Source organism: Pelagibius sp. CAU 1746 (genome assembly GCF_039839785.1).
GTDB lineage: Bacteria > Pseudomonadota > Alphaproteobacteria > Kiloniellales > Kiloniellaceae > Pelagibius.
This window is the reverse complement of the sequence record NZ_JBDOQT010000001.1, coordinates 1,914,594-1,928,262: the sequence shown is the minus strand read 5'-3', so window position 1 is coordinate 1,928,262 and position 13,669 is coordinate 1,914,594. Positions and strand designations below refer to the sequence as shown.

The 13,669-nt window shown below is 67.8% G+C and carries 12 protein-coding genes; 7 read left to right on the top strand and 5 right to left on the bottom strand.

What is annotated here, in order from left to right:
• The first annotated feature begins 8 nt into the window (after positions 1–8).
• Positions 9–1,163: an AAA family ATPase gene (locus tag AAFN88_RS09075; RefSeq protein WP_347519962.1), complete on the top strand. Its 1,155-nt coding sequence runs from the start codon at positions 9–11 to the stop codon at positions 1,161–1,163.
• On the opposite strand, the gene AAFN88_RS09070 is transcribed toward AAFN88_RS09075, so the two are convergent.
• From AAFN88_RS09070 to AAFN88_RS09050, 5 genes are all read right to left on the bottom strand, one after another.
• On the bottom strand, positions 1,164–2,411 hold the full coding sequence (locus AAFN88_RS09070; protein ID WP_347519961.1) for a pyridoxal-dependent decarboxylase: 1,248 nt from the start codon (positions 2,409–2,411) through the stop codon (positions 1,164–1,166).
• Positions 2,412–2,726: 315 nt separating this feature from the next.
• Positions 2,727–3,332: a CDP-alcohol phosphatidyltransferase family protein gene (locus tag AAFN88_RS09065; RefSeq protein WP_347519960.1), complete on the bottom strand. Its 606-nt coding sequence runs from the start codon at positions 3,330–3,332 to the stop codon at positions 2,727–2,729.
• Between the two features lie 57 nt (positions 3,333–3,389).
• The gene (locus tag AAFN88_RS09060; protein WP_347519959.1) at positions 3,390–4,361 is read right to left on the bottom strand and encodes a M14 family metallopeptidase; all 972 of its coding nucleotides are present in this window, start codon (positions 4,359–4,361) and stop codon (positions 3,390–3,392) included.
• Positions 4,361–5,935, bottom strand: a complete 1,575-nt coding sequence (locus AAFN88_RS09055) for a M81 family metallopeptidase (RefSeq protein ID WP_347519958.1) — start codon at positions 5,933–5,935, stop codon at positions 4,361–4,363. Before AAFN88_RS09055 ends, AAFN88_RS09060 begins: the two co-directional genes overlap by 1 nt.
• Positions 5,936–5,939: 4 nt before the next feature.
• Positions 5,940–6,854, bottom strand: a complete 915-nt coding sequence (locus AAFN88_RS09050; protein ID WP_347519957.1) for a LysR family transcriptional regulator — start codon at positions 6,852–6,854, stop codon at positions 5,940–5,942.
• A 274-nt stretch (positions 6,855–7,128) separates the two neighbouring features.
• On the opposite strand from AAFN88_RS09050, the gene AAFN88_RS09045 reads away from it, so the two are divergent.
• From AAFN88_RS09045 to AAFN88_RS09020, 6 genes are all read left to right on the top strand, one after another.
• Positions 7,129–8,745: an ABC transporter substrate-binding protein gene (locus AAFN88_RS09045; RefSeq protein WP_347519956.1), complete on the top strand. Its 1,617-nt coding sequence runs from the start codon at positions 7,129–7,131 to the stop codon at positions 8,743–8,745.
• Between the two features lie 104 nt (positions 8,746–8,849).
• A complete protein-coding gene (locus AAFN88_RS09040; protein WP_347519955.1) occupies positions 8,850–9,827 on the top strand; it encodes an ABC transporter permease in 978 nt (325 codons plus the stop codon).
• Positions 9,824–10,756, top strand: coding sequence for an ABC transporter permease (locus AAFN88_RS09035; RefSeq protein ID WP_347519954.1), 933 nt, complete (start codon positions 9,824–9,826; stop codon positions 10,754–10,756). Before AAFN88_RS09040 ends, AAFN88_RS09035 begins: the two co-directional genes overlap by 4 nt.
• A gap of 13 nt (positions 10,757–10,769) precedes the next feature.
• Positions 10,770–11,759, top strand: a complete 990-nt coding sequence (locus AAFN88_RS09030; protein ID WP_347519953.1) for an ABC transporter ATP-binding protein — start codon at positions 10,770–10,772, stop codon at positions 11,757–11,759.
• Positions 11,756–12,790, top strand: coding sequence for an oligopeptide/dipeptide ABC transporter ATP-binding protein (locus AAFN88_RS09025; protein ID WP_347519952.1), 1,035 nt, complete (start codon positions 11,756–11,758; stop codon positions 12,788–12,790). The genes AAFN88_RS09030 and AAFN88_RS09025 overlap by 4 nt, the downstream gene beginning before the upstream one ends.
• A 2-nt stretch (positions 12,791–12,792) precedes the next feature.
• On the top strand, positions 12,793–13,668 hold the full coding sequence (locus tag AAFN88_RS09020; protein WP_347519951.1) for an N-formylglutamate amidohydrolase: 876 nt from the start codon (positions 12,793–12,795) through the stop codon (positions 13,666–13,668).
• The last annotated feature ends 1 nt before the right edge of the window (position 13,669 follow it).

Below are 13,669 nucleotides of genomic sequence, written 5' to 3'. Positions count from 1 at the left end.
CCCGCCGGATGATCCTGACCCTTGCCGTCGCCGGCTACCGCTCGCTGCGTGACCTCGTGCTGCCGTTGGACCGCCTCAACGTGGTCACCGGCGCCAACGGCAGCGGCAAGTCGAGCTTCTACCGCGCCCTGAGACTGCTGGGCGAAGCGGCGCAGGGCCGCATCGTGCAATCTCTGGCGGTCGAAGGCGGCCTGGAGTCGACCCTCTGGGCCGGTCCGGAAAGCTTCTCCCGCGCCGTGAAAGCCGGCGAAGCGCCGGTACAGGGTACGGTCCGGCGCGAAAGGGTGAGCCTGAAACTGGGCTTCGCCTCCGAGGACTATGGCTACGCCATCGACCTCGGCCTGCCGCAGCCGAGCAGCAGCCTGTTCGGCCACGATCCCGAGATCAAGGCCGAAGCGGTTTGGATCGGCGAGATGCTGAAGCGCAGCAACCTCATCGCCTCGCGCGGCGGCGCAGGCGTTCACATCCTGGACGAACAGGGCAAGCGCGCAACTGTAATCACCGACCTCGCCCCCTTCGACAGCATGATGACCCACGCCGCCGATCCGCGCGGCGCGCCGGAGCTGCTGGCCTTGCGCGAGCGCATGCGCGGCTGGCGCTTCTATGACCACTTCCGCAGCGATACCGAGGCGCCGGCGCGGCGCCCCCAGGTCGGCACCCGAACGCCGGTGCTGGCCGCCGACGGCGCCGACCTCGCCGCCGCCCTGCAAACCATCCGTGAGATCGGCAATCCGGCCGCCCTGAACCAGGCGATCGAAGACGCCTTTCCGGGCAGCTCTCTGGAGATTTCCGTGGCGGACGGCCTGTTCGAAGTGGCCATGCGCCAGCACGGCCTGCTGCGGCCACTGCGCGTATCGGAGCTTTCGGACGGCACCCTGCGCTATCTGCTGCTGGTGGCGGCCCTGCTGACACCACGTCCGCCCTCCCTCATGGTGCTGAACGAGCCGGAGACCAGTCTTCATCCCGACCTGCTGGCGCCGCTTGCCCGCCTCATCGCCGCGGCAGCCGAGCGATCCCAAGTCATCGTCGTCACCCATGCCGAGGCGCTGGTCGAGGCTTTGTCCGGCGAGAAAGTCGGTACCGTCTTCACCCTGGAGAAGGATCTGGGCGAGACTGTCGCCCCCGGCATCGAGGCGCCGGCCTGGGCTTGGCCCAAGCGCTAGTCAAATTGACTCCCGGGCCCTGAGGATCGCCGCTATGGAGCGCGCGATGTCGTCGTCGCTTGTCGCCCAGGAAGAAACGCTGATCCGCATGGCGGCACGCCCCTTCCAGACGGTTCCGCCGCACCAGCAGGTACCGTCGTTCTGAACTGCTGCGATAACGAGTTGCGTGCGGGAATCATCTCCGAAGCAGGCGACGACTTGGTTCAGCACCACCTCGTTCAGGATCTCGGCGCCGCCGGCCTGCAGGCCCTCGGCAATGCGGCGCGCCTGGCGGCAACTGCGTTCCACCATCTCGGTCAGGCCGGACCGCCCCAGCGCTTTCAGTGCCGCCCAGACCTCTAGGGCGCGGGCGCGGCGCGAGCTGTCGGGCGTCACGTTCATGGCGTCGCGGTGCTCGCTGGCCAGAAGATAGGACCCGCTGATCGACATGGCCCGGGCCAGTGCTTCGGGATCGCGGACTAGGGCAATGCCTGAGTCGTAGGGCACGTTCAGCCACTTGTGCGCATCGGTCGCCCAGGAATCGGCGCCGCTGAAGCCTCTGGCAAGGGGCGCGAGTTCGTCCGAGGCCAGCGCCCAGAGGCCGAAGGCGCCGTCCACATGGACCCAGGTCTCGCGCTGACGCGCCCAGGCGACGACCTCTTCGGCCGGGTCGAAGGCGCCGGAGTTCACGTTGCCCGCCTGAATGCAGACGATGGCGGGGCCGTCGATCCGCGGCAGCCTGTCGGCGCGCAGGCGACCCTGATCATCGGCCTCAGCGCGCAGCACCCGCTCCCGCCCCAATCCCAACAGCGAGAGCGTCTTGAAAAGAGAGGCATGCGCTTCGCCGCCGACGACGACGGGCAGGTCCGGCGCCCCAAAAAGCCCCTGGCGGTCGACGTCCCATCCCGCGCGCACAAGCAGATGGTTCCGCGCCGCCGCCAGGCAGGTGAAATTCGCCATGGTCGCGCCGGTCACCAGGGCGCCCTCGGCCGCCGCGGGTAGGCCTAATGCCTCCTTCACCCAGCGCAGGGCCGTGGCCTCGAAGCAGGCAACCGCCGGAGAGCTGACGAAGCTGAAGCTGTTCTGGTCCCAGGCCGCGGCGAGATACTGGGCAGCCAGCGTCGCCGGCAGCGCGCCGCCGGTCACGAAACCGAAGTACCTGCCGCCGGCGCTGGCGACGGTGGCGGGCGATCCGTAGCCGTCGAGAAAGGCAAGAACGTCGCCCGCCTCGCTCGGGCCGCCCGGCAGCGGGCCGTCGAGCGCCCGCATCAAGCGGTCTACCGAACCCGGCAGAGGCCCAACCTTCCGCGCGGGCAGACCGTCGAGATAGTCCGCCGCCCGCGAGGCCGCATCACTGAGAAGCTCTTGCAAGGAGGTGCTGTCCATCCTGCCTGCCAGCCTAACGCGGCACCGGGCGCCCGACAATCGTGGCGCGCCGATGCAGCCGCTGATCGTCGGCCGCCCGGCCTGAAGCCCGCCTCCGACCCCGCGGCTCCAAGCGACGGTGCGGAGAGATCATGCTCATGAGGAAGATCAAGTGCGGGTTCGCGAAATGCCGCTGTTTCGGTGACGGTCTTGCCGGCGCTAGCGGCGGAAGGTTTCCGTCGCCATGAAGATGCGCACGGCGGTGGTCAGCCAACAGAGGCCGCCGAAGACCCAGGCGAACCAGGAGAAGAGATCGGGAAAGAGGCAGATGGCGACGAAGAGGGCGATGGTCTCCGTCCCTTCCGTCAGGCCGCCCAGGTAGTAGATGGACTTGGTGCCGCGCGCCGCCGTGGTGATGCCGCGCTTGGCGGCCAAGGCCGCGAAAGCGAGGAAGGAGGCGCCGGTGCCGACGAAGCTGAAGATCAGGAAGGCCGCCGGCAGCGCCTCACCGGGCCGCCCCACGGCGAAGAAGAAGACCACACCGGAATAGAAGAGGAAGTCGAGGACGATGTCGAGATAGCCGCCCAGGTCACTGATGCGGGCATGACGCGCCACCGCGCCGTCCAGTCCGTCGGCAAGGCGGTTCAGCAGGATGCAGAAAAGCGCCAAGTGATAGCTTTGCAGCGCCAGCAGCGCCCAGCCTCCCGTGCCGACGAAGAAGCCGGTCCAGGTGACGCCGTTGGCGGTGACGCCCAGCTGCGCAAGGCGCCGCCCGAAGCGGTCGAGCGGCGGATCGATGATCTTGCGCAGGTGGGCGTCCAGCATGTCATTCCTTACCCTGCCCGCCCCGCGGACACCAGCGGGCAGAGGGTCACGCTTACGTCAACTCATATCCACATAGCGCCCGAGACGGACCGCCGAGGCACCGGGATCGAGGCGCCGCGAGGGCATGATCAGCACGCAATCGTCGTAGGGGGTGGTAACGGGCTTGTCGCCGTCGTAGCCGATAACGCTGCCGGCCTTGGGGATCACTTCAAGGCCGCTGTACCTCTCGACGAAGCGGAAGTTCTCGGTCTCGATGGTCACCGGCCCCGTCACCTCGATGAAGCGCTGCGGCGGCAGTTCGACACCGGCCAGCCCTTCGGCGGCCCAGTCGGCATCGACCATCTCGTTGACCAGCAGGAAGCGCAGGGCGGTGTGGATCGCCAGCGGCCCGGCCTCCGCTTCCCAATGCTGGCCGCATTCCATCAGCAGCGCGTTCTTGGGGCCGGCAGGATCGGCAAAGCCTTCGTAGTCGCGCATCCGCTTGCCGGCAGCGTGCCCGGCGTCGGTCACCACGATCTCCGGCAGGCCGACGGCCTTGGCCAGTTCGCGCCCCTTGGCCAGAGGACCCGCCATCATCATCGCCGGCTGCTTGCGCTGCATGGAGTGGATGTCCAGCAGCATGTCGACGGTGTCGATGAAGGGCCGTACGGTCCGGGCCCGGGTCAGCTCCACGGATTGGCGCGGCCCGTCCAGAACTTCGGCGGTCCACAGCCGGTTGAAGTCCTCGTCGACATAGCGCGATGTCGTCGGTGTGGCAGGATCAAAGCTGAAATAAGCATCGACGTTCATGAAGCCGAGGGAGAGCTTCCCGTGGAGCGGCTTGACGTCGTGCTTGAACAGCCAGTCCAAAGCAATGGCGCCGCAGAGCTCGTTGCCGTGCACCACGGCGGTGACCATCACGTGCGGGCCCGGCCGGCCGCTGTCGAAACAAGTGATGTAGTCGATGCCGGTGTTCCCGGCCTTGTAGGGCGCAATGTCCGGCGCCGTCAATTCAATGGGATACTCATTCTCTACGATCGGCGATGGCATCAGTCGTCTCCCTGCCCAACTTTTTTGTCCATATAGTCGTTCCTTTCGGCCACAACCGGCCAGTCCGCATCCCGCGCCAGGGGAAAGAGCCCGGCGGGTGCATGGCGATAGGGCAACCGCCCGAGATCGGCGGTGCCCCAGTCCGGCGTGTCGACGATCACGATGGCCGCGGCCAAGGGTTCGTAGACAGCACGGAAATGTGTCTTGGAGCGCAGCAGCACGATGTCCTGACCGCCGAAGTCGACGCCGAACTGTTCCAGCGCGTCCAGGTCGATGGCCGAAGTGCACACGGAGATCACGCTGACCGTGACCCCGCCGAAGCGCAGCAACGCCGAGGGGCCGAGGTCGATGCGCCGCCCCTTGCGCATGGGGCCGGTTCCGGTGAAGACCTTGCGGCCGGCCCAGATCACCTCCGCCTCGGCCTGGATCGGCCCGCCGGCGCGCTCGGAGGACTTGCCGCCCAGCGCCACCGCAAGCCGCGCGCCCCGCCCCGCCGCCACCGCGGCCTCGGCGGTTTCCGGGTCCCAGAGGTAGGGACAGTGCACCGCCAGGCCCCCGCCATCCGGATCGGCCGCTGCGGCGATCAGGCGGCGCAGCGCCCAGGTGGAATCGTTCATGCGGTCGGCGTGTTCCAACAGCACCACGGGCCGCGACTCGCCTTGCGCGATCCGCCTGGCTTTGGCGAGGCCGCCGTCGAGATCGTCGACCAGTTCCTCGTGCAGCAGCGCCTCGCGCGCGTCCCAGACGCGCCCCGCCAGGCGTTCGGCCTCGCGCTGCGCCAGAGCGCGGTCGCCGTCGGCCACCACGGCGACGGAAAAGCCCAGGTCCGGCGTGTCGGCGTAGGCGAAGCCGCAGAATACCGAGGCATCGATGATCCCAGGCACCCTCTCCGGCAACGTCAGGGAGTCGGCGACGATGTCCCGCAGCGGCGCCAGCGCGGTGGCGGTGAAGATGGACGGCAGCACCACCGGCGGCTTCACCAGGGCGAGCTGCGGATCGGCCGCCCCGTTCAGCCTGGCCAGCAGGCAGCGCGCGGCGCGGGCACCGGTTTCCGCCATGTCGACGTGGGGGGAAAAGTGAAAGCCGAAGAGCGCGTCGCAAAGCCGGGCCGTGCGCGGCGAGAGATTGGCGTGCAGATCGAAGGCCACCATGACCGGCAGATCGGACCCGAGCGCATCGCGCAGCGCCTGCAGCAGGTCGCCTTCCGGATCGGGGTGCCGGGGCGTGGTCATGGCGCCGTGCAGGAACAGCAGCACGCCGTCCAGCGGCCCCGCGTCGCGCAGGCGCCCGATCAGTTCGTCGCGGAAGTGATCGAAGGCCGCGTCGCTGGCGTGCCCCGCCGCCGAGCAATCGGTATAGACCAGCGGCACCGCTTCGGCTCCGGCCGCCGCCAGCACCTCCAGAAAACCGCCGGCCACCGTCGCGGTGCCGGCCAGGCTTTCGGCCAGGTCGCCGCCGCGCCGCGCCTCGCGTTCGAAATCGGCAAGTCCGGTTTCCAGCGGCAGGAAGGAAACCGATTCCAGGGCGAAGCCGCCCACAGCGATGCGCAAGCCCCGGGCACGCCCCGTTGTCATGATGTCATCCCTCACCCAGATAGACGTTGCCCATGGACTGGGCCAGATAGGCGCGCAGCGCCGCGAGGAGTTGCTGGGCCGGACCGGAGAAGCCGCGGTCGGAGAGATGCAGCACGCCGTAGCGATTGATCAGGCGCGGCGTCAGCGGCCGCGCCTCCAGGTCGCCGCGGCCGGTTCCGCCCCAGGACAGCGCGTTCAATATGGCGACGCCCTGGCCCAGGCGCACCATGTCGCAGATGGTGCCGGAGAGATTGGTCTCGGCGCGCAGGCGCATGGGCACCCCGGCGCGGCGGAACATCTGCTCGATACGGTGGCGCGACGGATAGCGCCGGGTCATGGTGATGAGCGGTACCTCGGCCAGATCCTCGACGCCGATCGCGCGCTTGGCGGCCAGCGGATGGCCAGGCGGCATGAGGACCACCGAATGGGTCTCGATCAGCGGGATGGCATCGATGCCGGGATGGCTTTCCAGCAGGGACGCGAAGGCCAGTTCCACCTGGTCGCGCAGCAGCCAGTCGATCATCATCTCGGTGAGGCCGGTCTCCATGGTGAGCACCAGATGCGGGTGCTCGAGGAGAAAGCCGTCCAGCAGCCGGTGAACGACCGCCTCGTAGAGCATCGGCGTGACGCCGATGCGCAGGCGCTCCGTGCCGTGACGGCGCACATCAGCGGCGGAGCGGCGCACCCGCTCGATGCCGTCCAGCGCCTGCCCGACGTCGACGGCGAGGCGGTGGGCTTCCGGAGTCGGGGTGAGTTTGCCCTTGGCGCGGAGGAACAGCGAGAAGCCGAGCTCTTCCTCAAACTGCCGCAGCAGGCGGCTGACGGCAGGCTGGGACACGCCCAAGTAGCGCGCCGCGGCACTCACGGATCCCGCCTCCATAACCGCCTGGAAAGCCTCCATCATTCTGGGCGTCGGCAAACGCCGGCCCTCCGGATAGGCTTGCGAATCGAGAGCATAGCTCATAACAAATTGTTATAGCCTCTATGACCCTAATGCTACGTTTTGCCTGAGCGAATACGTTCAAGCCTGGAATAGGCATTTCGCTTTGACAGCCTCGTTAGACACTCGCATTATACCCAGGAAGGTCCCGCCGTCGAGTGATGGGAAGGGTCCAAGAGCGATTTCCGGGTGGGCGGCGGCCCGCCACGGGAGACAGGAACAGGCGCATCAACGTCTTACGGGGAACGAACTCATGCGAAAGAGTACTCTGCTTTGCGCGGCCTCTCTGGCCGCCGTCTTGGTGTCACCGGTGCTGGCATCACCCGCCGCCGCGCAGGATCTGACCATCGGCGCATCGGCCGAGCCCTCGGCCCTGGATCCGCACTATCACAATCTCGGCCCGAACAACGCCATGCGGCGCCATGTCTTCGAGTCGATGGTGCTGCAGGACGAAAATCAGCGTCTGCAGCCGGGCTTGGCGACATCCTGGAAACCGCTCGACGACACCACCTGGGAATTCAAGCTGCGCGAAGGCGTGTCCTTCCACGACGGCTCGCCCTTCACCGCGAAGGACGTGATCTATACCGTCTGCCGCATTCCCAACGTGGAGAACAGCCCTTCATCCTTCACGGTCTACACCAAGGCCATCGCGGACATGCAGGCCCCGGATCCGCACACCTTGATCATCAAGACCGACGGGCCCTACCCGCTGCTGCCGGTCGAGGTCTCGACCTGGGGCGTGCTCTCGGCCGCCGCCAACGGCGTGACCGGCGACATCGGCTTCGGCCGCGAGGGCTGCAGCGGCACCGGCGACTACCCGAAGACCGACGACTTCAACACCGGTAAGGCCGCCATCGGCACCGGCATGTACAAGTTCGGCGAGTACAGCCGCGGCGACAAGATCGTCTTCCAACGCAACGACAACTACTGGGGCGGCAAGGCCGACTGGGCCACGGTCACCTTCCGGCCGATCACCAGCGACGGGCCGCGCGTCGCCGCCCTGCTGGCCGGCGACGTCGACATGATCGACAAGCCGCCGCTGCAGGACCTGGAGCGCATCAAGAACGAAGGCTTCCAGGTCTCCCAGGGACTTTCCAACCGCGTCATCTACCTGCACATGGATCAGGAGCAGGAGCCGACCCCGGGCGTCACCGGCACCGAGAAGAACCCCTTCAAGGACGTGCGGGTGCGTAAGGCGGTCTCCATGGCGATCAACCGCGATGCCATCGTGGCACGCATCATGGGCGGCGTTGCCGTGCCGGCCGGCGAGCTGTTGCCGCCGGGCATGTTCGGCTCGACTCCGGGCGCCGGCGCGGAGGAATACAATCCCGACGCCGCCAAGAAGCTGCTCGCCGAGGCGGGCTACCCCGAGGGCTTCGGCCTGACCATCGGCTCGCCGAACGACCGCTACATCAACGATGCCCAGGTCGCCCAGGCGGTCGCGCAGATGCTGACCCGCGTCGGCATCGAGACCCAGGTCGATGCAGTCACCGCCAGCACCTTCTTCAAGCGCCGGAACCAGTACGAGTTCTCCATGTACCTGGCCGGCTGGGGCTCGGGCACCGGCGAGATGTCCTCGCCGCTGCGCGCGCTGGTGGCCACCCGCAACAAGGACAAGGGCTACGGCGGCACCAACCGCGGGCGCTACTCCAACCCGGACCTCGACGCCCTCATCGACCAGGCCCTGGCCACGGTCGACGACGACAAGCGGGAGAAGATCCTGCAGCAGGCCAGCGGCGTGGTGATGGCCGACTATGGGATCCTGCCGTTGCATTTCGAGGTGACGCCCTGGGCCTTCCGCAAGGGCATCACCTACACGCCGCGGGCGGACCAGTACACCCTGGCTCTGGGTGTGAAGCCGACCAACTGACGGTCTGATGTTCCCACGCGGGGCGGAGAGGACTCTCCGCCCCGCTGTGGTATCTTCTTTATCCAAAGGTTCGACGAACCGCCAACTGCGGCAGGGCACAGCCGATGCTCGTCTATCTTCTGCGCCGCCTGGGCCAGAGCCTCTTCGTGGTCGCCGCCATGGCGGTGCTGGTCTTCATCGGCGTCTACGCGATCGGCAGCCCGATCGACATCATGATCAGCCCCGACGCCGATCAGGCGGAGATGGAGGCGGCCATTGCCCGCCTGGGCCTGGACAAGCCTCTCTGGGAACAGTTCTTCATCTTCGTCGGCAATGCGCTGCAGGGCGATCTGGGCAAGAGCTTCGTCTATTCCACTGACGCCGTCGGCCTCATCCTCTCCAAGCTGCCGGCGACCATGGAACTGGCCATGCTGGCGCTTATTTTCGCCGTCTTCATCGGCGTGCCGCTGGGCATGGTCGCCGGACTGCGGCCCAATTCCCTGGCCGGCAAGTCCATTATGACCGGTTCCATCCTGGGCTTCAGCCTGCCGAACTTCTGGCAGGGCATGATGCTGATCCTGCTGTTTGCCGTCGTCCTGAAGTGGCTGCCCTCCGGCGGACGCGGCGACACGGCCGAACTCTTCGGCATCCCCTTCAGCTTTCTCACCCTCGACGGCCTGTCGCACATGCTGCTGCCGGCGATCAACCTGGCGCTCTTCAAGACCTCGCTGGTGATCCGTCTGGCGCGCGCCGGCACCCGCGAGGCGGCCTTGCAGGACTATGTGAAATTCGCCCGCGCCAAGGGCCTCTCGCCGCACCGCATCGTCCTGGTCCACATCGCCAAGAACATCATGATCCCCGTGGTCACCATCCTGGGGCTGGAACTGGGCAGCATGATCGCCTTTGCCGTGGTGACCGAATCGGTCTTCGCCTGGCCCGGCATGGGCAAGCTGCTGATCGACTCGATCAACCTGCTCGACCGCCCGGTGGTGGTCGCCTATCTGATGCTGACCGTCTTCATGTTCATCATCATCAATTTCATCGTCGACATGCTTTACTGCGTGCTCGATCCACGAGTGCGCCTTTCGGAGGCCAAGGCATGACCGACGCGCTGAAGGACACGGAAACCAGGGCGACGGCGACGCGGCCGGATTGGCGGGCCTCGCCCCTGTTGCGCTTCGGCGCCGAATTCACCGAGAGCCCCATCGCCGTGGTGGCGCTGCTGGTGACGCTGCTGCTGGCCCTCATGGCCCTCTTCGCCGACTGGATCACGCCGCAGAATCCCTACGACCTGATGCAGCTCGACATCATGAACAACATGCTGGCGCCGGGGGAAACCACCTTCGACGGCGAGATGACCTTCCATCTCGGCACCGACGACCAGGGCCGCGACATGCTCTCGGCCATCGTCTTCGGCCTGCGGCTCAGCCTGGGCGTCGGCGCCATGAGCACTCTCATCGCGCTCTCCCTGGGCATGTCCATCGGCGTGCTGGCCGCCTATTTCGGCGGCAAGGTCGACGCCGTCATCATGCGCGTCGTCGACCTGCAGCTCTCCTTCCCGGCGATCCTCATCGCCTTGATCCTCCTGGCCGTGCTCGGCAAGGGCGTCGACAAGGTGGTCATCGCGCTGATCACCGTGCAGTGGGCCTACTATGCCCGGACGGTGCGCGGAACCGCCTTGGTGGAGCGGCGCAAGGAATACATCGAGGCGGCGACCTGCCTCGCCCTTTCCCACCGGCGCATCGTCTTCCGCCACCTGCTGCCCAACTGCCTGCCCCCGCTCATCGTGGTGGCCACGGTGCAGGTCGCCAACGCCATCGCGCTGGAGGCCACCCTCTCCTTCCTGGGGGTCGGCGTGCCGATCACGGAACCCTCGCTGGGCCTGCTGATCGCCAACGGCTACGACTACATGCTCTCGGGCAGGTACTGGGTCGCCTTCTTCCCCGGCGTCGCCCTGGTGGTCACCATCGTGGCCATCAACCTGGTCGGCGACCAACTGCGCGACGTGCTCAATCCCCGGCTAAGGCGATGAGGGGGCTGTGCCGATGACCACGCCGACGCTCGAAGTCAGAGATCTCCAGACCCACTTCTTCAGCAAGGAAGGCGTGGTCAAAGCAGTCGACGGGGTCAGCTTCCAGGTCGCCCCCGGCGAGGTTCTGGGCCTGGTCGGCGAGTCCGGCAGCGGCAAGTCGATCACCGGCTTTTCCATCCTGGGGCTGGTCGATGCGCCGGGGCGCGTCGCCGGCGGGCAGATCCTCTTCCAGGGCCGCGACCTGGTGCCGCTGCCGGAGAGCGAGCGCCGCAAGCTGCGCGGCTCCAAGATCGCCATGATCTTCCAGGATCCCATGATGACGCTGAACCCGGTGCTGCGGATCGACACCCAGATGACCGAGGCGGTGCTGGCCCACCGCGACGTATCGAAGGCGCGCGCCCTGGAGATCGCCCGCGAGGCCCTGGTGAAGGTGGGCATCGCCTCGCCGGACGAGCGCCTCGCCGCTTACCCGCACCAGTTCTCCGGCGGCATGCGCCAGCGCGTCGCCATCGCCATCGCCTTTCTGAACGAGCCCGAACTGATCATCGCCGACGAGCCGACCACCGCCCTGGACGTCACCATCCAGGGCCAGATTCTGCACGAGGCCCAGACCCTCTGCCGCGAGACCGGCACGGCGATGATCTGGATCACCCACGACCTGGCCGTCGTGGCGGGCCTGGCCGACCATATCTGTGTCATGTATGCCGGCCGCGTGGTCGAGCAGGGCCCCATCGACGCGGTGCTGGATCAGCCGGCGCATCCCTACACCGTCGGCCTCATCGGCTCGGTGCCCAGCCGCAACCGGCGCGGCGGGCGGCTTTTCCAGATTCCCGGCATGACGCCCTCGCTGCTGAACCTGCCCGAAGGCTGCGCCTTCCGCAGCCGCTGCCCGCGCGCCGACATCCGCTGTCTGGAAGAGCCCCCGGTGCACGCGGCCAGCAAGGGCCGCGAAGTGCGCTGCGTACACCCCCATGACGAACCCCTGGAAGAGGTGCTGTCATGAGCGCGCCCCACCCGAGCGATCCGGCCCGGAGCCCCGCGGAGCGGCGTATGATCCTGGAGGCCCGGGACGTCAGCAAACGCTTCGTGAAGCGTCTCGACCTGGCCGGCAAGATCGCTCAGCGCCTCGGCTCCTCGATCCACGAGGAGATCGTGCACGCGGTCGACGGCGTCAGCCTCTCCATCGGCGCCGGCGAAGTCCTCGGACTGGTCGGCGAGTCCGGTTGCGGCAAGTCGACCTTCGGACGCATGGTCGCCGGCATCCTGCCTCCCAGCGAGGGCTTCCTGAGTTTCGACGGCAAGCCGGTCTGGAACGACGGCAAGGTCACGGCGCGGGACACCGCCCTGGCGGTGCAGATGATCTTCCAGGACCCCTTCGCCTCCCTGGACCCGCGCATGCGCGTCGAGGACATCGTCGGCGAGGCGCCCCTGGTGCACGGCTTGGTGCCGCGCAAGGAGGTCGGCGACTACGTTGCCGAGGTCATGCTGCGCGTCGGCCTGGACCCGGACTTCCGCCGCCGATACCCGCACCAGTTCTCCGGCGGCCAGCGCCAGCGCATCGGCATCGCCCGCGCCCTGGCGGTGAAGCCGCGCTTCCTGGTCTGCGACGAGGCCATCGCCGCCCTGGACGTCTCGATCCAGGCGCAGGTCATCAACCTCTTCATGGACCTGCGCCAGGACCTGGATCTCACCTACCTCTTCATCAGTCACGACCTCTCGGTGGTGGAGCACATCGCCGACAGGGTCGTCATCATGTACCTGGGCCGGGTGGTGGAGATCGCCGCCACCGAGGACATCTTCGACGACCCCAATCATCCCTACACCCAGGCGCTGCTGTCCGAGGTGCCGCGCATCGAACTGCGCAAGCGCGACTACCAGCCGGTCAAGGGCGAGATCCCCTCGCCCCTCGACCCGCCGCCGGGCTGCCACTTCCATCCGCGCTGCCCCCACGCGACGGAGCGCTGCCGCGCCGAACGGCCGGCTCTGCGGGAAATCGCCCCCGGACGCTGGTCCGCCTGCCACCTGAACGATTGACCATGACCGAGAGCGCCGCCCCCTTCGACGAAAGGGCCTACGACCTCCGCCTGCCCGAGGGGCAGGAAGCGCCGCTGCTCCTCGACTCGCCCCATTCCGGCCGCGTCTATCCCGCCGACTTCCGGACCCGGGTGTCGGAACCGGTGCTACGCGGCGCCGAGGACTGGATGGTCGACGACCTGGTCGGCGAGGCGCCGCTGGAGGGCGCGACCTTGCTGGCCGCCCGCTTCCCGCGCGCCTATATCGACCCGAACCGGCGCCTCGACGACATCGACCCGGCGCTGATCGACGGCACTTGGCACGAGCCGCTGAACCCCGGCCCCAAGACCGCGCTGGGCATCGGCCTGTTCCGCGCCAAGACCAATGACGGCCAGCCGCTGCTCGCCGGGCCGCTGTCGGTGGATGGTCTGCGGGCGCGCATCGAGCGCTGCTGGCGGCCCTACCGGCAGACTCTCAGCGAGACGCTGGACCGCCTGCACGCCCGCCACGGCGCTGTCTGGCACATCGACATGCACTCCATGAAGTCGGTGGGCACGGCGATCACGCCGGACGGGCCCGGCGCGCGCCGCCCCGACATGGTGATCGGCGACCTGGAGGGCGAGAGCTGCGCCCCGGACTTCACCGCCCTGGTGGTGGAGAGCCTGCGCGCCAAGGGTTACAGCGTCGCCGTCAACGATCCCTACAAGGGCGCGGAGATCATCCGCACCTGCGGCCGCCCGGCGGAGAACCGCCATTCCCTGCAGATCGAGATGAGCCGCGCTCTCTACATGGACGAGGCGACGATCGCCGCCGGTCCGGGCTACGCCAAGCTGAAAGCCGACCTGCGGCAACTGGTGGCGGAGGTCGCCGCCTGGACCCGGGACGTGAAGGCGGCTTAGG

What these genes read in the sequence shown, in the direction of transcription:
- AAFN88_RS09075 (WP_347519962.1), top strand. Translation starts at nt 9, where the DNA reads ATGATCCTGACCCTTGCCGTCGCCGGCTACCGCTCGCTGCGTGACCTC.
- AAFN88_RS09070 (WP_347519961.1), bottom strand. Translation starts at nt 2,411, where the DNA reads ATGCGGGCGCTCGACGGCCCGCTGCCGGGCGGCCCGAGCGAGGCGGGC.
- AAFN88_RS09065 (WP_347519960.1), bottom strand. Translation starts at nt 3,332, where the DNA reads ATGCTGGACGCCCACCTGCGCAAGATCATCGATCCGCCGCTCGACCGC.
- AAFN88_RS09060 (WP_347519959.1), bottom strand. Translation starts at nt 4,361, where the DNA reads ATGCCATCGCCGATCGTAGAGAATGAGTATCCCATTGAATTGACGGCG.
- AAFN88_RS09055 (WP_347519958.1), bottom strand. Translation starts at nt 5,935, where the DNA reads ATGACAACGGGGCGTGCCCGGGGCTTGCGCATCGCTGTGGGCGGCTTC.
- AAFN88_RS09045 (WP_347519956.1), top strand. Translation starts at nt 7,129, where the DNA reads ATGCGAAAGAGTACTCTGCTTTGCGCGGCCTCTCTGGCCGCCGTCTTG.
- AAFN88_RS09040 (WP_347519955.1), top strand. Translation starts at nt 8,850, where the DNA reads ATGCTCGTCTATCTTCTGCGCCGCCTGGGCCAGAGCCTCTTCGTGGTC.
- AAFN88_RS09035 (WP_347519954.1), top strand. Translation starts at nt 9,824, where the DNA reads ATGACCGACGCGCTGAAGGACACGGAAACCAGGGCGACGGCGACGCGG.
- AAFN88_RS09030 (WP_347519953.1), top strand. Translation starts at nt 10,770, where the DNA reads ATGACCACGCCGACGCTCGAAGTCAGAGATCTCCAGACCCACTTCTTC.
- AAFN88_RS09025 (WP_347519952.1), top strand. Translation starts at nt 11,756, where the DNA reads ATGAGCGCGCCCCACCCGAGCGATCCGGCCCGGAGCCCCGCGGAGCGG.
- AAFN88_RS09020 (WP_347519951.1), top strand. Translation starts at nt 12,793, where the DNA reads ATGACCGAGAGCGCCGCCCCCTTCGACGAAAGGGCCTACGACCTCCGC.